This is a genomic window from Streptomyces sp. NPDC002088 (genome assembly GCF_040296605.1).
Classification (GTDB): Bacteria; Actinomycetota; Actinomycetes; order Streptomycetales; family Streptomycetaceae; genus Streptomyces.
The window spans coordinates 1-15,518 of the sequence record NZ_JBEOXO010000002.1; the positions used below are offsets into that span (position 1 = coordinate 1).

Sequence of the window (15,518 nt, forward strand, 5' to 3'; positions counted from 1 at the left end):
CTTCGGTCTTGCGTTTCCGACTCTATCAGATCTTTTCTCGACCCGATTTCCTCGGTGCTTTCCAGGTTCCCGCTCTCGCGTTTCCCTTTCCGGCGCTTCCGACTCTATCAGGTCCTTTCGGGCCTGACTCCCAGTCAGAGGGGGGCTATCTTCCCGGCTGTTGGGCCGTTCCGACGAGTGAGACTTTAGCGGATTCCCGGCTCCCGAGCTAATCGGGGACCGTGTCCTTTCGGACGCGGATTCCTCATTTCGTAAATACGCATGCCAACAAAACGACAGCAGACGCACAGACAAGCCGACTGATCGTCGAATGTCGGTTGGTACTTACGGAATGGCTGTCCGGGGACCGACCGGAGTCGGCGCTCACGTCGGACAACTCGGAGAACACTACGTACCCGATCGGGACGTGTCAACTCGCATCCTCACTGGCTTCTCGGGGCGTACGCTGGGGGACGTGACTACGCGTACGTGCACCCAGCTGTGGTGGGCCGCCTGACGGCGGCCGTACTCACGTATGTACTCAACGGCCGCCGCCTCGGCGGCCGTTCTTGTTTCTCTCTCCAGAGGGTCGGCCGGCCGGGCGCGGCGGTCCCGATCAGGAGGTGGAGAGATGAAGCGGGTCTTCAGCGGGGTCAAGCCGACCGGGCATCTGACGCTGGGGAACTACCTGGGGGCCATGCGGCAGTGGGCCGCGGTCGACCAGCATCAGGCGGACGCGCTGTTCTGCATCGTCGATCTGCACGCGCTGACCGTCGAGCACGATCCGGCTCGGGTGCGTCGGCTGAGTCGGCAGGCGGCGACGTTGTTGCTGGCGACGGGGCTGGATCCGGAGCTGTGCACCGTGTTCGTACAGAGTCATGTGGACGAGCACGCGCGGCTGTCGTACCTGCTGGAGTGCGTCGCCACCGACGGTGAGATGCGGCGGATGATCCAGTACAAGGAGAAGGCGGCGCGGGAGCGGGAGCGCGGCGGGAGTGTGCGGCTGTCGCTGCTGACGTATCCGGTGCTGATGGCGGCGGACATCCTGGCGTACCGGACCGATGAGGTGCCGGTGGGGGACGACCAGGCGCAGCACGTGGAGCTGTCACGGGACCTGGCCGTGCGGTTCAACCAGCGGTACGGGCAGGCGTTCGTGGTGCCCCGGGCCACGGTTCCGCAGGTGGCGGCGCGCGTCATGAATCTTCAGGAGCCGACGTCGAAGATGGGGAAGAGCGATGACGTCGGGCCGGGGATCGTCTATCTGCTGGACGAGCCGGACGTGGTGCGGAAGAAGGTCATGCGGGCCGTGACCGACAGCGGGCGGGACGTCGTGTACGACCGGGAGGGGCGGCCGGGCGTGGCGAATCTGCTGGAGATCCTTGCTGCTTGTACGGGTGGGAACCCCGAGGCCTTGGGCGGTGTATATGAGTCGTACGGCGCCTTGAAGAAGGACACCGCGGAGGCCGTGGTGGAGGTCCTCAGGCCCGTGCAGGCCAGGCACAAGGAGTTGTGCGCGGATCCTGCGTATGTGGAGGGGGTGCTGCGGGATGGTGCGGAGCGGGCGCGGGCGATGGCGCGGCCGACCGTGGATGCCGCTTATCGCGCGATCGGGCTGCTTCCGCCCGTGTCGGAGACGGTGGTGAACGCGGCTCGGTAGGCGCGTGGGCTGATGGCGAGGCGCGAGGCGAAGTGCTGGCGCATCGTGACCTCGCTGCCGAAGCCGGCGCGGCGGGCCACCTCGGGCATGGGGAGGTCGGTGCGTTCGAGGAGTTTCTGGGCTGCGGCGATGCGCTGGTCGAGGAGCCAGCGCAAGGGGGTGGTGCCGGTCGCCGCGGTGAAGTGGCGGGCGAAAGAGCGCGCGGACATGTCCGCGCGGGCGGCGAGGTCGGCGACCGTGAGCGGCTCGTGGAGGTGGCGCAGGGCGTATTCGCGGACGGCGGCGAGGGCGTCGGCGTCACGGTCCGCGTGCGGAGTGGGGTGCTCGATGAACTGTGCCTGCGTGCCGGTGCGGAAGGGGGCGGTGACCATCGAGCGGGCGATGGTGGCGGCTGCCTCGGCGCCGTGTGCGGTGCGGACGAGGTGGAGGCAGAGGTCGATGCCGGCTGCGGTGCCGGCGGCGGTCCAGATGTTGTCGTCCTCGATGAAGAGGGCGTCGGGGACGACGGTCACATGGGGGTGGCGGGCGCGGAGGTGGTCGATCAGGTTCCAGTGGGTGATGGCGCGGCGGCCGTCGAGGAGGCCGGCCTGGGCCAGGGTGAAGGCGCCGCCGCAGAGGGCGGCGATGGTGGTGGTGCCGCGGGCGTGGGCGCGGCGGAGGGCGTCGAGGACGGGGGTGGGTGCGGGGGTGAGGTCGTCGAGGCCGGGGATCACGATCAGATCGGCGTGGTCCAGCCAGGTGAGGGTGCGGTCGGGGAGGAGGGTGAGGCCTCCGCGCATCGGGACGGGGGTGTTGGCGTCGAGGGCGACTCGGTGCAGGTCGAAGGCGGGGGCGCCGCGGTCGGTGCGGTCGTTGCCCCAGACCTCGGTGATGACGGAGACGTCGAAGGCCCGGATGCCGGGGAAGGCGACGAGGGCCACGCGGTACGGGCGGTCGTTCGGGCGGTGGGAGCTGTCCACGGTTGGCAGCAAACCATCGATCGCTGACTTTTGCCCTACTGGGGCAGGTGTGCTCCCGGCGGCAGGATCGTGGGCATGGAGATCGCAGAGAACGCAGCGCTGGTGGTCGTAGACGTGCAGAAGGGCTTCGACGAGCTGGACTTCTGGGGGCCGCGGAACAACCCCGGGGCCGATGACAACATCGCGTCGCTCCTCGACGCCTGGCAGGCGACCGGACGCCCCATCGTCTTCGTACGGCACGACTCGCCGAAGCCGCAGTCGCCGCTGCGGACGGGGTACGAGGGGAACGACTTCAAGGAGTACGTGGCGCAGCGGCGCGGGAAGGGGGCGGGGGCGGAGCTGCTGATCACGAAGACGGTGAACTCGGCGTTCCTGGGGACGCCTGGTCTGGACGCCTGGCTGAAGGCGGAGGGGATCTCGCAGGTCGTCGTGGTCGGGATCCAGACCAACATGTGCGTGGAGACGACGGCGCGGATGGGCGGGAATCTCGGGTACGAGGTGGTGGTCGCTTTCGACGCGACGTACACCTTCGACCTCGAGGGTCCGTTCGGCTGGCGGCGTGGTGCGGAGGAGCTCGCGCAGGCGTCGGCGGTGTCGCTGCACGGGGGTGGGTTCGCGCGGGTGGTGACCACGGAGGAGGTCGTGGGCGCGGTGGGGTGAGGTGCCGTGCCGCCCCCCGGTGCAGGGGGCGGCGCGTTGCGGCGGGGTGGGTCAGTTGTTGTTGCCGGAGGCCAGTTCGCGGCTGCGGTCGCGGGCGGCTTCGAGGGCGGCGATGAGGGCGGCTCGTACGCCGTGGTTCTCGAGTTCGCGGATGGCGTTGATGGTGGTGCCGGCGGGGGAGGTGACGTTCTCGCGGAGCTTGACCGGGTGTTCGCCGCTGTCGCGGAGCATGGTCGCGGCGCCGATCGCGGACTGGACGATCAGGTCGTGGGCCTTGTCGCGGGGCAGGCCGAGGAGGATGCCGGCGTCGGTCATGGCTTCGACCAGGTAGAAGAAGTACGCCGGGCCCGAGCCGGAGAGGGCGGTGCACGCGTCCTGCTGAGACTCGGGGACGCGGAGGGTCTTGCCGACGGCGCCGAAGATCTCCTCCGCGTGGGTGACGTGGGCGGCGGTGGCGTGGCTGCCTGCGGAGATGACGGACATCGCCTCGTCGACGAGGGCGGGGGTGTTCGTCATGACGCGGACGACCGGGGTACCGGTGGTGAGGCGGTCCTCGACGAAGGCGGTGGTGATGCCGGCGGCTCCGCTGATGACCAGACGGTCGGCGGGGACGTGGGGGGCGAGTTCGTCGAGGAGGGTGCCCATGTCCTGCGGTTTGACCGTGAGGATCAGGGTGTCTGCGGTCTTGGCGGCCTCGGGGTTGGTGACCGGGGTGACTCCGTAGCGGGTGCGGAGTTCTTCGGCCCGTTCCGGGCGGCGGGCGGTGACCAGGAGGTCGGCCGGGGCCCAGCCGCCGCGGATCATTCCGCTGAGCAGGGCTTCGCCGATCTTGCCGGTGCCGAGGACTGCGACTTTCTGCGTCATGGCTGGGGTGCCCTCCGGGGGGTGCGTCGTCCGGGTTCATCCTCGCACCGGGGGGCGTCGGCTTGGGTGAGGTGTCCGGTGGGCGGACGTCGGCTGTGGGGTGGCCGCCGGAGGTTCTGTGGTGGTCACGGGGCGCGTCGTCGGCCTCAGGCGGTGCGGCGGCGCAGGGTGGCTGCTCCCAGGGTCAGGACCAGCAGGGCACAGCCCGCGACGATCAGTACGTCTCGTACGAAGGTTGCTGTCATGTCCGTGTGCTTCAGGACCTCGTTCATGCCGTCGACCGCGTAGGACATGGGGAGGACGTTGGAGATGGCTTCCAGGACGGGGTGCATGTTGTCGCGGGGAGTGAAGAGGCCGCAGAGGAGGAGTTGGGGGAAGATCACCGCGGGCATGAACTGGACGGCCTGGAACTCCGAGGCCGCGAAGGCCGAGACGAAGAGGCCGAGGGCGGTGCCGAGGAGCGCGTCGAGCAGGGCCACGAGGAGGAGCAGCCAGGGGGAGCCGGTGACATCGAGGCCCAGGAACCAGACCGCCAGGCCCGTGGCCAGAGCGGACTGGATGATCGCGAGGGTGCCGAAGGCGAGGGCGTAACCCGCGATCAGGTCGGCCTTGCCTAGAGGCATGGCGAGGAGGCGTTCGAGGGTGCCCGAGGTGCGTTCGCGCAGGGTGGCGATGGAGGTGACCAGGAACATCGTGATCAGCGGGAAGATCCCGAGGAGGGACGCGCCGATGTTGTCGAAGGTGCGCGGGCTGCCGTCGAAGACGTAGCGGAGCAGGACCAGCATCAGGCAGGGGATCAGGATCAGCAGCGCGATCGTGCGCGGGTCGTGGCGGAGCTGGCGCAGGACCCGGGCCGCGGTGGCCGTGGTGCGGGAGACGTTCAGGGCGCGGGCGGCGGCGGGGGCGGGGGCGGGTGCTGTCGTGGTCATCGGGCTGTCTCCTTCGTGTGGCCGGCCGCGACGGCCTCGTCCACCAGGTGCAGGAAGGCCGCCTCGACCGTTTCGGCGCCGGTGCGGGTGCGGAGGGCGTCGGGGCTGTCGTCGGCGAGGATCTCGCCCTCGCGCATGAGGAGGAGGCGGTGGCAGCGTTCGGCCTCGTCCATGACGTGGGAGGAGACGAGGAGGGTCGCGCCGCGGGATGCGGCGATGTGGTGGAAGAGGTTCCACAGGTCTCGGCGCAGGACGGGGTCGAGGCCGACGGTCGGTTCGTCCAGGACCAGGAGTTCGGGGGCGCCCAGGAGGGCCACAGCGAGGGAGACGCGGCTGCGCTGGCCGCCGGAGAGGTTGCCGGCGAGGGCGTCGGCGTGGCTGGTGAGGTCGACGTCGGCGATGGCTCGGGTGACGTCGGCACGGCGGCGGTCGGCGGCGATGGGGGTGCCCCCGCGCGAGCGCGTTCGAGCGTGGGGGAGGCCGGGGTCGAGGATCGCGGCGAAGTAGTCGAGGTTCTGGCGGACCGTCAGGTCGTCGTAGACGGAGGGGGCCTGAGTGACGTAGCCGATGCGGGTGCGCAGGGTGGGGTGGCCGGCCGGGCTGCCCAGGACCTCCAGAGCGCCCGTGACCTTGGCCTGGGTGCCGACGATCGCGCGCATAAGGGTCGACTTGCCACATCCGGAGGGGCCGAGGAGGCCGGTGATCTGGCCGCGCGGGACGGTGAAGTCGAGGCCGCGCAGGACGGTTCGGGGACCGCGGACGACGGTGAGGGCTTCGGCGCGGATCGCAGGGCGGGGGGCAGCCCCGACGTCGGCCTCTGGGTCGCCCGGCGAGTAATTCATCATGCGATGAATAATCCTCGGGGGTGAGGGTGTCGTCAAGAGGGTGCGGGGCAGCGCCCGGTGGGGTTGACCGTGCTGGTGCACGAGGCTGTCCAGGCGTATGGCCTTGGGGCGCTCGGGGTGCTGGCCATGACAGTGCTGCCCGTGGCGGCACTGATCGTGACGGCACTGATCGTGCGCGGGGATCGTGCGCGGGGATCGTCGTACGGGTGCTGGGGCATGCGACGTTCCTGCCGCTGCCGAGGCTGCTGGACGCGTTGGAGGGGCTGGAGGGGTTGGAGGGGTTGGAGGGGTTGGAAGCGTTGCCGCGGGACCGGGAGCTGCCGCTCGGGCTGGGCGGGCTGCGGCATGTGGGCCACGGGTGTGCGGCGGCCCTGGTGGGGTGGGCCGCCGCGCGGGTCAGGGTGACGGGTTGATGGCGAGCAGCAGGTCGACGTCGTAGACCTCTTCGACGATTCCGTCCGGGAAGATCTCGAGAAGGTGGTTGCGCTCCTCGGCAAGGAAGGCGGCGGCCGCCTCCTTGCCCTGGACCAGGAATCCCGAGTGGCTGCCGACGTTGGCGAGGTGGGTGTCGACCGGGACGCGGCGGCTCCAGCGGACCTGGCGGCGGGCGAAGTCGAGGCGGCCGGTGGGGTCGGAGAGGATGGCTCGGGCGCCGCTGCCGTTCTTCTCGACGGCGGGGTTGATGTCGAAGTGCCGGTAGATGCGGTCCGACGCGGCGGCAATCCACGGCACGTCGAGGGCGTCGGTGTTCCACCACAGGGTGAGTGCGCCGCCCGGGCGCAGCACACGCAGGGCCTCCGGGACCGAGTGGGCGGGGTCGGTCCAGTGCCAGGCCTGGGCGTAGGTGAGGAAGTCGGCGGAGGCGGTGGCGAGGGGGAGGGCGTTGCCGTTGCCGCGGACGAGGGGGATCTCGGGGAGGGAGCGGCGGAACTGGGCCGCCATGCCGTCACCGGGTTCGACGGCGATCACGTCGGCGCCGCGGGCGTGCAGGAGGGCGGTCGCGATACCGGTGCCGGCGCCTATGTCCGCGACGCGGGCGCCGGTGAGGGGGCGGCCGGCAAGCTCCTCGATCGCGTCGAAGAGGGCGGGCGGGTAGGAGGGACGGTTCGCCGCGTACTGGGCCGCGGCGGCGTTGAAGGAGTGGGCTCGGCCGGTGTGGGAGGAGACCGTCATACCGCCATGGTGACGGGGGTGAGTGTGGGATACAGCCGGTTTTGCCGACAGCTGAGGGGGCTGGCGCACAGGCCCTAGGAGCGGTGGCGCTTCTTCGACGGGTTGCCGGTGCGGCGGGTCGTGCGCTTCTCGTGCTGCTGCCGGGCCGCCTCGTACTCCTCGCGGTGGAGTTTCTCGCCGGGCGCCTCGGTGAGGGAGCGGAAGAAGTAGGCGAGGAGAGAGCCGACGAAGCCGATGGCCAGCAGGCCGCGGAGGGAGGCCTGGCGATCGAGGTCGGGGCGCTTGCGGAAGGTGTCCCAGGTGTGACCGAAGGCCAGTGCGCTGCAGATCGCGAACATGGCGATGACGAGGATCGTGACGAAGCCGCCGATGTCGGCGATCTGCAGGCCCTGGTAGGCGAGGCGGAGGACCAGGCCGGAGACGACGGCCGCGGCGAGCGAGCCGACGGCCACGCCGATGCGGCGGGCCGGGTAGCCGTTGTCGTGGTTCACCCAGGTCGTGCCGAAGAAGCGGAGGGGTTCGGGGCGGGGGGTGGCGCCGCCTGGGGAGCCCGCGGGGGTGGGTGGGGTGTCGGTCTTGTCGCTCACCCTTTGATTATGGCTGGGGGGGGCCGCGGGCTCCTGGGTGGGATCAACTGCAGCGCGGGCGGATGTAGCCGTCGCTGCCCGTCTTCACGTACGCGTCCGAGACGTACTCGCTGTCGTCGATGTTGTCCCAGATGTTGGTGGTGCCGTACGTGCCCGTGACCGTCGAGCCCGGCGTCTGGCAGAAGATCGGAACCTTGGACCCCTCAGCCAGGACACGAACGACGGTGTAGCTGGTGCCGGGACCGCTGCGGACGTTGATACGGACGCCCGGTGCGATCGAGTAGTAGGTGAGTGTGTCCGCGCTGGCGGTGACCGGTGAGCCCATCACCATGAGAAGGGCTCCGGCGGCGCCTGCGAGCAGGATGGATCTACGTCTCCGAAATGTCATGAGTTCCCCCTGTTGTGGCGGTCAGGTCAGGCGCAGCGTGAGGCCACGTAGCCGTCGCTGCCCGTATTGACGTAAGCGTCCGAGACGAACTCGCCGTTGCTGATGTTGTCCCAGATGTTGGTGGTGCCGTAAGTGCCCGTGACGGTTGTGCCCGGCATCTGGCAGTAGATCGGCACCTTGGAGCCCCCGGGAATTGTGCGGACGAGGTTGTAGCTCGTCCCGGGGCCGCTGCGGACGTTGAGACGGACCGGTGCGGTCGTGTAATAGCGCAGAGTCGCTGCCGTCGTGACGGCCTCTTCCCCGCTGCCCTCGACGTCTTCGGCGCGGTCAACAGACATGAAATTCCTCCCCCGTTGCACCCCATGACTGCCATGGGGTCCCGTTGATTCCCCTGAATCACGCCATGAAACACATGTACGTAACTCGCACACGGAGGCTAGCAAGCCGCCTCTGTCTCGTACGAGTCATCGACTAGGCTCCGTGCGTCGCGCGCGCGGACGAACAGCACGGGGGTGGTTCCATGGCGCCGCAGCAGAACACCGGAGCGGGCGCGGAAGCGGAACTTCCTGAGTACGCCGGTCACTACCGTCTTGAGTCATGTCTGGGCTCCGGCGGGATGGGCATCGTCCACCTGGCCCGCAGCGCCTCCGGGATGAAGCTCGCGGTGAAGGTCGTGCACGCCCAGTTCGCCAAGGATCCCGAGTTCAGGGGGCGGTTCCGGCAGGAGGTGGCCGCGGCGCGGCGGGTGAGCGGTGCCTTCACCGCGTCAGTCGTCGACGCCGATCCGGAGGCCGAACGGCCGTGGATGGCCACGCTGTTCATTCCCGGGCCGACCCTCTCCGACCAGGTGAAGCGGAACGGATCCATGGAGCCGGCCCAGTTGCGCCGGCTGATGGCCGGGCTGGCCGAGGCGCTGCGTGACATCCACCGGGTCGGCGTGGTGCACCGGGATCTGAAGCCGAGCAACGTGCTCCTCGCCGAGGACGGGCCGAAGGTCATCGACTTCGGCATTTCCCGGCCGAAGGACAGCGAACTGCGCACCGAGACCGGAAAGTTGATCGGCACGCCGCCGTTCATGGCGCCCGAGCAGTTTCGGCGGCCGCGGGAGGTGGGGCCCGCCGCCGACGTCTTCGCGCTCGGATCCGTGATGGTGCACGCGGCGACGGGGCGCGGGCCGTTCGACTCCGACAGTCCGTACGTCGTCGCCTACCAGGTCGTGCACGACGAGCCCGACCTGACCGGCGTACCGGAGAGTCTCGCGCCGCTCGTGCTGCGCTGTCTCGCCAAGGAGCCCGAGGACCGGCCCACGCCGGACGAGCTCATGCGGGAGCTGCGGTCGGTGGCGGCCTCGTACGACACGCAGGCCTTCATACCGGCGCAGCGGACGAGTGAGACGGTTGATGCGCCAGATCCGAAGCCCCACCCGAAGGAGCCCGCACGAGGGCCCAGAGGAAGCTTCCGCACGTGGACGGCCCTCGCGGTCGGGGCCGTCGCCCTCGTCACCTGGGGGGTGTTCGTCTCGGTGCAGCCGGCCGAGGGCGGCCCCTCCGCGCCGAAGGGCACCTCGGCGCGGGCCGCGCAGGACACGTTCAGCGCCTGGGAAGTGAAGCCGGCGTCCAAGGCCGGGGGCTTGCCGCAATGCGCCTATGGAGCAGACAGGTTGCTCTGTGCGCAGCCCGGAGTCCTCTACGCTCTCAGGCCGGGTGACGGCAGCCTGTTGTGGCGGAGCTCTGTGATCAAGGAGAGAGTCGACAGTCCACCGGTCGTTTCCGGTGGGCTGGTGCAGACCTACACGGACGGAGGCCGGCGCCTGGCGGCGTTCGATCCGACCTCGGGCAAGAAGGTCTGGCAGCGGAGCCTCTCCGCGGCTGGCTCGGTGCGCTACGTCGGTGGCATGGTCCTGCTCACCAGTGCGAACGGCATGTGCACAGGTGTGGACAGCTCGTCAGGCGAAACGAAGTGGAGCCGCCGGATACCGGGTGCCGACTCCTACGTCTCATTCGCCGGGGACGCGCTGGCATACGCGACGAGACCGTCCGGCGACGGGACGAGCACACAGGTCACCGCGATCGATCCGAACACGGGTGACGTGCGGTGGCAAGCACAGCTGGCAGGCGTGCTGAGGCCCTTTGGCGCTCAAGGGGGATCCGTGTTCTTCCGCTCCGTCGACTGGAGTTCCGGCGACACGAACGCCCTGGTTCGCTACGCCCCCGAGTCGAGGACGTCGAGCCGGGTGGCGCTGCCCGTCCCGCGCCAGGACGCCATGGCCACCGTGCGCGGGAGCATCATGTACGTGCTGGCCACCGGCGGTTCGCTGGAGGCCGTCGACACGAGCACGCGAAAGCAGCTGTGGCACCTCGAAACGTCCGTGACCCGGGGTTCGACACCGGTCGCCGACGACGAGCACGTGTATTTCACCGCCCCCGACGGCCGCCTCCTCGCAGTCGACGCCCGCACCGGCAAGCTCCTCGGCCAGACACCCCCGCGGCTGGGCACGAACTCCGAACAGGTCGTCGCCGCGCTCCCCCAGCCGGTCATCGACAACCACCGCGTCTACGCCACCGCCCCCGACGGCACCGTCTTCGCCGTGGACGCCCGGCAGCCTTCGGCCTGGTGACATGCGGAAGGGGCCGTCCCCGAAGAGACGGCCCCTTCCGCAGAGCGTCAGCCGAGCTTGCTCACGTCACGCACGGCGCCCTTGTCCGCGCTGGTCGCCATCGCCGCGTACGCCCGCAGCGCTGCCGACACCTTCCGCTCCCGGTTCTTCGGCGCGTAGACCCCGCCGAGCGCCTGCTCGCGCCGGGCCAGCTCCGCCTCGTCGACGAGCAGGTCGATCGTGCGGTTCGGGATGTCGATGCGGATGCGGTCGCCGTCCTCGACGAGGGCGATCGTGCCGCCGGACGCGGCCTCCGGGGAGGCGTGGCCGATGGACAGGCCGGAGGTGCCGCCGGAGAAGCGGCCGTCCGTGATCAGGGCGCAGGTCTTGCCCAGGCCGCGGCCCTTGAGGAAGGAGGTCGGGTAGAGCATCTCCTGCATGCCGGGGCCGCCCTTGGGACCCTCGTAGCGGATGACGACGACGTCTCCGTCCGTCACCTGCTTGTTGAGGATCTTCTCGACGGCCTCTTCCTGGGACTCGCAGACCACCGCGGGGCCCTCGAAGGTCCAGATCGACTCGTCGACGCCGGCCGTCTTCACGACGCAGCCGTCGACCGCCAGGTTGCCCTTGAGGACCGCCAGGCCGCCGTCCTTGGAGTACGCGTGCTCGGCGGAGCGGATGCAGCCGCTCTCGGCGTCCTCGTCGAGGGCCTCCCAGCGCTCGGACTGGGAGAAGGCCTCGGCGGAGCGGACGCAGCCGGGGGCCGCGTGCCACAGTTCCACCGCCTCGGCGGACGGGGAGCCGCCGCGCACGTCCCACGTCTTCAGCCAGTCGGCCAGGGACGGGCTGTGCACGGAGTACACGTCCTCGTTGAGCAGACCGGCGCGGTGCAGCTCGCCCAGGAGGGCGGGGATGCCGCCGGCGCGGTGCACGTCCTCCATGTAGTACGTGCGGTCCTTGGCGACGTTCGGAGCGACCTTCGCCAGGCAGGGCACGCGGCGCGAGACCTCGTTGATCTCCTCGAGGCCGAAGGGAACGCCCGCTTCCTGGGCCGCCGCCAGCAGGTGCAGGATCGTGTTGGTCGAGCCGCCCATCGCGATGTCCAGGGCCATGGCGTTCTGGAAGGCCGCGAAGTTCGCGATGGTGCGGGGCAGGACCGTCTCGTCGTCCTGCTCGTAGTAGCGGCGGGTGATGTCCATGACCGTGCGCGCAGCGTTCTCGTACAGCGCCTTGCGGGCCGTGTGGGTGGCCAGGACCGAGCCGTTGCCGGGGAGGGAGAGGCCGATCGCCTCGGTCAGGCAGTTCATCGAGTTGGCGGTGAACATGCCGGAACAGCTGCCGCAGGTCGGACAGGCGTTCTCCTCGATACGGAGGATGTCCTCGTCCGAGATCTTGTCGTTCACGGCGTCGGAGATCGCGTCGACCAGGTCGAGCGTGCGGACCGTGCCGTCGACGAGGGTCGCGCGGCCGGACTCCATCGGGCCGCCGGAGACGAACACCGTGGGGATGTTCAGGCGCAGGGCCGCCATCAGCATGCCCGGCGTGATCTTGTCGCAGTTGGAGATGCAGATCAGGGCGTCGGCGCAGTGCGCCTCGACCATGTACTCCACGCTGTCCGCGATCAGGTCGCGGGAGGGCAGGGAGTACAGCATGCCGCCGTGGCCCATCGCGATGCCGTCGTCGACGGCGATCGTGTTGAACTCGCGCGGGATGCCGCCGGCCTCCTTGATGGCCTCGCTGACGATCCGGCCGACCGGCTGGAGGTGGGTGTGGCCCGGGACGAACTCCGTGAAGCTGTTGGCGACGGCGATGATCGGCTTGCGGCCGATGTCCGCACCGGGTACACCGGAGGCTCGCATAAGGGCGCGGGCGCCCGCCATGTTGCGACCGTGGGTGACTGTGCGGGACCTCAGCTCGGGCATCGCGCTCGCTCCTTCAGAGACTGCGATCAGAGACTTCTGACTGCTAACGAGCGTACGCCGGTCATCCAGGGGTCGGGACGGGGTGTCCGGAATGCGGGACGCATGTCTCACTCGACAGCGGGTGTCGGGGGCCGGGGGTCGGGGGTCGGGGGTCGGGGGACGGTCTCGCTCGACAGCGGGTGTCCGAGGTCGGGGGACGGTCTCGCTCGACAGCGGGTGTCCGAGGTCGGGGGACGGTCTCGCTCGACAGTGGGTGTCGGGGCCGGTCGCGCCGCACACCTGGTGTCAGGGACCGGTGAGGTGTCCCTGTACCACCGGCGCCACCCGCGCGATGATCTGCTCGAGGTCCGCCGAGGCCAGCGGCTCCACCTTGATCACATACCGCAGCATCGCGCAGCCCACGAGCTGGGCGGCGGCGAGTTCGGCGCGCAGTTCCGCGTCCGGCAGGTCGAGCTGGGACGCGATGCGGCGCAGCAGTTGGGAGGCGATCAGACGACGGAAAACGGCGGCCGCGGTGTCGTTGTTGACCGCGGAACGGACGATCGCCAGCAGGGGCGTACGGGTGGTGGGGTTCTCCCAGATGCCGAAGATGAAGCGGGCGAGGCGTTCGCCGACCTCGTCCGGCGAGGCGTCGGCCACCGCCGTCGGCGCGTTCAGCGCGGGCGCGAAGGCGACCTCGATCGCGGCCTCGAAGACCTGTTCCTTGGTGCCGAAGTAGTGGTGCACCAGCGCCGAGTCCACGCCGGCCGCCTTGGCGATGCCGCGCACGGACGTCTTCTCGTAGCCGCGCTCGGAGAATTCCTCGCGGGCGGCGGCCAGGATGCGGTCGCGGGTGCCGGCGGACTCCGTACGAGGGGGCCGGCCGCGCTTGCGGGCGGTCGCGCCGGTCACGGCCGGGGCACCTTCGCCGCCGACGCCAGATGCAGGCGCGTGAAGGCCAGCGCCTCCGCCAGGTCGGCCTCGCGTTCGGCGCTGGACATGGCCCGGCGGGTGTTGACCTCGATGACGACATGCCCGTCGAAGCCGGTCCGGGCCAGGCGCTCCAGCAGCTCGGCGCAGGGCTGGCTGCCGCGGCCGGGGACGAGGTGCTCGTCCTTGCCGGAGCCGCTGCCGTCAGCCAGGTGGACATGGCCCAGGCGGTCGCCCATGCGGTCGATCATCTGGACCGCGTCGGTGCGGGCGGTGGCGGTGTGGCTGAGGTCGATCGTGAAGTGACGGTAGTCGTCCTTCGTGACGTCCCAGTCGGGGGCGTACGCCAGCATCTCGCGGTCGCGGTAGCGCCACGGGTACATGTTCTCGACGGCGAACCGCACATCCGTCTCGTTCGCCATCCGCCAGATCCCGGCGACGAAGTCACGCGCGTACTGCCGCTGCCAGCGGAACGGCGGGTGCACGACGACGGTGCTCGCGCCGAGCTTCTCGGCGGCCGCGCGGGCGCGCTGGAGCTTGATCCAGGGGTCGGTGGACCACACCCGCTGGGTGATGAGCAGGCACGGGGCGTGCACGGCGAGGATCGGGACCTGGTGGTGGTCGCTGAGTCGGCGCAGTGACTCGATGTCCTGGCTGACCGAGTCGTTCCAGACCATGACCTCGACACCGTCGTAACCGAGGCGCGCGGCGATCTCGAAGGCCGTAGCCGTCGACTCCGGATAGACGGAAGCCGTCGACAGGGCGACCTTCGCATCCGGGACGCGCACGACTGGTTCTGCCACGAAGGACAGGGTACGGGGCCCTGCTTCGCGCCGGGGAGCGGGTTGCCGCGCGCTTGGCGCGGCGGCCAGTGGGCTGAGGTCCAGGCGGCACGCTGATCCCGCGTGTCCGGGCGTCACGCCGACCCATGTGAGCCGAGCGTCACGCCGACCCATGTGAGCCAAGCGTCACGCCGACCCACGTGAGCCAAGCGTCACGCCGACCCACGTGAGCCAAGCGTCACGCCGACCCACGTGATCCAAGCGTCACGCCGACCCACGTGATCCAAGCGTCACGCCGACCCACGTGATCCAAGCGTCACGCTGATCCCATGTGGTCCAGCCTGCGCAGGATCACGCCCTCCCGCAGGGCCCACGGGCAGACCTCCAGCGCCTCGACGCCGAACAGGTCCATCGCGCCCTCGGCGACCAGCGCGCCCGCCAGCAGCTGGCCGGCGCGGCCCTCGGAGACGCCGGGCAGCTCCGCGCGCTGCGCGGTCGTCATCCCGGCCAGCCGGGGCACCCAGGCCTCCAGGGACTCCCGCTTGAGTTCGCGCTGGGCGTACAGGCCGTCGGCGGAGCGGGCGGCGCCCGCGATGCGGGCCAGCTGCTTGAAGGTCTTGGACGTGGCGACGACGTGGTCGGGGGCGCCGAGGCGGCTGAACTCTCCCACCGTACGGGCGATCTGGGCCCGGACATGGCGGCGCAGCGCCCTTATCGCCTCGGGGTCGGGCGGGTCGCCGGGCAGCCAGCCGGCGGTGAGGCGGCCCGCGCCGAGGGGCAGTGAGACGGCCGCGTCGGGCTCCTCGTCCATGCCGTAGGCGATCTCCAGGGAGCCGCCGCCGATGTCCAGGACCAGCAGCCTTCCGGCCGACCAGCCGTACCAGCGGCGGGCGGCGAGGAAGGTGAGGCGGGCCTCCTCCGCCCCGGTGAGGACCTGCAGCTCGACACCGGTCTCGGCCTGCACGCGCGCGAGGACGTCGTCGGCGTTGCTGGCCTCGCGCACGGCGGAGGTCGCGAACGGCAGCAGGTCCTCGACGCCCTTGTCCTCGGCGGCCTGGAGCGCCTCCTGGATGACGGAGATCAGTTTGTCGACCCCGTCGGGGCCGACCGCTCCGTCCCCGTCGAGGAGTTGCGCAAGGCGCAGTTCCGTCTTGTGCGAGTGCGCGGGCAGCGGGTGTGCGCCGGGGTGCGCGTCCACCACCAGCAGATGCACCGTGTTCGATCCCACGTCGAGGACACCGAGTCTCATGTAGGGAACGCTACTGCCC

The 15,518-nt window shown here is 70.2% G+C and carries 15 protein-coding genes and 1 pseudogene; 4 read left to right on the forward strand and 12 right to left on the reverse strand.

Annotated features, from left to right (window positions below; genetic code table 11):
* Positions 1–610: 610 nt before the first annotated feature.
* Positions 611–1,636, forward strand: a complete 1,026-nt coding sequence (trpS, locus tag ABT114_RS03770) for a tryptophan--tRNA ligase (protein WP_351138239.1) — start codon at positions 611–613, stop codon at positions 1,634–1,636.
* On the opposite strand, the gene ABT114_RS03775 is transcribed toward trpS, so the two are convergent.
* Entirely contained in the window at positions 1,576–2,595 is a 1,020-nt protein-coding gene (locus ABT114_RS03775) for a GlxA family transcriptional regulator (RefSeq protein ID WP_351138241.1), read from the reverse strand. The genes trpS and ABT114_RS03775 overlap by 61 nt on opposite strands.
* A gap of 75 nt (positions 2,596–2,670) precedes the next feature.
* On the opposite strand from ABT114_RS03775, the gene ABT114_RS03780 reads away from it, so the two are divergent.
* Positions 2,671–3,255, forward strand: a complete 585-nt coding sequence (locus ABT114_RS03780; RefSeq protein WP_351138244.1) for a cysteine hydrolase family protein — start codon at positions 2,671–2,673, stop codon at positions 3,253–3,255.
* A 51-nt stretch (positions 3,256–3,306) separates the two neighbouring features.
* On the opposite strand, the gene proC is transcribed toward ABT114_RS03780, so the two are convergent.
* The 3 genes from proC to ABT114_RS03795 form a co-directional block, all read right to left on the reverse strand.
* Entirely contained in the window at positions 3,307–4,119 is an 813-nt protein-coding gene (gene proC, locus ABT114_RS03785; RefSeq protein ID WP_351138246.1) for a pyrroline-5-carboxylate reductase, read from the reverse strand.
* Between the two features lie 146 nt (positions 4,120–4,265).
* Positions 4,266–5,048 (reverse strand): ABC transporter permease, encoded by a 783-nt coding sequence (locus ABT114_RS03790; protein WP_351138248.1) that lies wholly within the window; start codon positions 5,046–5,048, stop codon positions 4,266–4,268.
* Complete coding sequence (locus ABT114_RS03795) at positions 5,045–5,893, reverse strand: ABC transporter ATP-binding protein (protein ID WP_351138250.1); 849 nt, start codon at positions 5,891–5,893, stop codon at positions 5,045–5,047. The genes ABT114_RS03790 and ABT114_RS03795 overlap by 4 nt, the downstream gene beginning before the upstream one ends.
* Before the next feature lie 188 nt (positions 5,894–6,081).
* Between ABT114_RS03795 and ABT114_RS03800 the strand changes: the two are divergent.
* A pseudogene (locus ABT114_RS03800) lies at positions 6,082–6,306 on the forward strand (hypothetical protein); the annotation flags it as partial.
* Here the strand turns inward: ABT114_RS03800 and ABT114_RS03805 are convergent.
* From ABT114_RS03805 to ABT114_RS03820, 4 genes are all read right to left on the reverse strand, one after another.
* Positions 6,290–7,066, reverse strand: a complete 777-nt coding sequence (locus ABT114_RS03805; RefSeq protein WP_351138252.1) for a class I SAM-dependent methyltransferase — start codon at positions 7,064–7,066, stop codon at positions 6,290–6,292. The pseudogene ABT114_RS03800 and the gene ABT114_RS03805 overlap by 17 nt on opposite strands.
* A gap of 74 nt (positions 7,067–7,140) precedes the next feature.
* Positions 7,141–7,653 carry an EamA/RhaT family transporter gene (locus ABT114_RS03810; RefSeq protein ID WP_351138254.1) on the reverse strand — a complete coding sequence of 171 codons (513 nt, stop codon included), beginning with the start codon at positions 7,651–7,653 and terminating at the stop codon, positions 7,141–7,143.
* 43 nt (positions 7,654–7,696) lie between these two features.
* The gene (locus ABT114_RS03815; RefSeq protein WP_351139474.1) at positions 7,697–7,984 is read right to left on the reverse strand and encodes an SH3 domain-containing protein; all 288 of its coding nucleotides are present in this window, start codon (positions 7,982–7,984) and stop codon (positions 7,697–7,699) included.
* A gap of 83 nt (positions 7,985–8,067) precedes the next feature.
* Complete coding sequence (locus ABT114_RS03820; RefSeq protein ID WP_351138256.1) at positions 8,068–8,379, reverse strand: SH3 domain-containing protein; 312 nt, start codon at positions 8,377–8,379, stop codon at positions 8,068–8,070.
* Between the two features lie 182 nt (positions 8,380–8,561).
* Between ABT114_RS03820 and ABT114_RS03825 the strand changes: the two genes are divergently transcribed.
* Positions 8,562–10,658 (forward strand): serine/threonine-protein kinase, encoded by a 2,097-nt coding sequence (locus ABT114_RS03825; protein ID WP_351138258.1) that lies wholly within the window; start codon positions 8,562–8,564, stop codon positions 10,656–10,658.
* A 47-nt stretch (positions 10,659–10,705) separates the two neighbouring features.
* On the opposite strand, the gene ilvD is transcribed toward ABT114_RS03825, so the two are convergent.
* The 4 genes from ilvD to ABT114_RS03845 all read right to left on the reverse strand — a co-directional run bounded on the left by ilvD (position 10,706) and on the right by ABT114_RS03845 (position 15,499).
* Positions 10,706–12,559 (reverse strand): dihydroxy-acid dehydratase, encoded by a 1,854-nt coding sequence (ilvD, locus tag ABT114_RS03830; protein WP_351138260.1) that lies wholly within the window; start codon positions 12,557–12,559, stop codon positions 10,706–10,708.
* Between the two features lie 285 nt (positions 12,560–12,844).
* A complete protein-coding gene (locus ABT114_RS03835; protein ID WP_351138262.1) occupies positions 12,845–13,450 on the reverse strand; it encodes a TetR/AcrR family transcriptional regulator in 606 nt (201 codons plus the stop codon).
* Positions 13,447–14,271 (reverse strand): sugar phosphate isomerase/epimerase family protein, encoded by an 825-nt coding sequence (locus tag ABT114_RS03840; RefSeq protein WP_351138264.1) that lies wholly within the window; start codon positions 14,269–14,271, stop codon positions 13,447–13,449. The genes ABT114_RS03835 and ABT114_RS03840 overlap by 4 nt, the downstream gene beginning before the upstream one ends.
* A gap of 295 nt (positions 14,272–14,566) precedes the next feature.
* A complete protein-coding gene (locus ABT114_RS03845) occupies positions 14,567–15,499 on the reverse strand; it encodes a Ppx/GppA family phosphatase (RefSeq protein ID WP_351138266.1) in 933 nt (310 codons plus the stop codon).
* Positions 15,500–15,518 lie beyond the last annotated feature (19 nt).

Bases quoted from the DNA above. Each gene is read 5' to 3' on its own strand.
- ABT114_RS03815 (WP_351139474.1), bottom strand. From the start codon at position 7,984: ATGGTGATGGGCTCACCGGTCACCGCCAGCGCGGACACACTCACCTAC.
- ABT114_RS03780 (WP_351138244.1), top strand. From the start codon at position 2,671: ATGGAGATCGCAGAGAACGCAGCGCTGGTGGTCGTAGACGTGCAGAAG.
- ABT114_RS03790 (WP_351138248.1), bottom strand. From the start codon at position 5,048: ATGACCACGACAGCACCCGCCCCCGCCCCCGCCGCCGCCCGCGCCCTG.
- ABT114_RS03805 (WP_351138252.1), bottom strand. From the start codon at position 7,066: ATGACGGTCTCCTCCCACACCGGCCGAGCCCACTCCTTCAACGCCGCC.
- trpS (WP_351138239.1), top strand. From the start codon at position 611: ATGAAGCGGGTCTTCAGCGGGGTCAAGCCGACCGGGCATCTGACGCTG.
- ABT114_RS03795 (WP_351138250.1), bottom strand. From the start codon at position 5,893: ATGATGAATTACTCGCCGGGCGACCCAGAGGCCGACGTCGGGGCTGCC.
- ABT114_RS03845 (WP_351138266.1), bottom strand. From the start codon at position 15,499: ATGAGACTCGGTGTCCTCGACGTGGGATCGAACACGGTGCATCTGCTG.
- ABT114_RS03820 (WP_351138256.1), bottom strand. From the start codon at position 8,379: ATGTCTGTTGACCGCGCCGAAGACGTCGAGGGCAGCGGGGAAGAGGCC.
- ABT114_RS03825 (WP_351138258.1), top strand. From the start codon at position 8,562: ATGGCGCCGCAGCAGAACACCGGAGCGGGCGCGGAAGCGGAACTTCCT.
- proC (WP_351138246.1), bottom strand. From the start codon at position 4,119: ATGACGCAGAAAGTCGCAGTCCTCGGCACCGGCAAGATCGGCGAAGCC.
- ilvD (WP_351138260.1), bottom strand. From the start codon at position 12,559: ATGCCCGAGCTGAGGTCCCGCACAGTCACCCACGGTCGCAACATGGCG.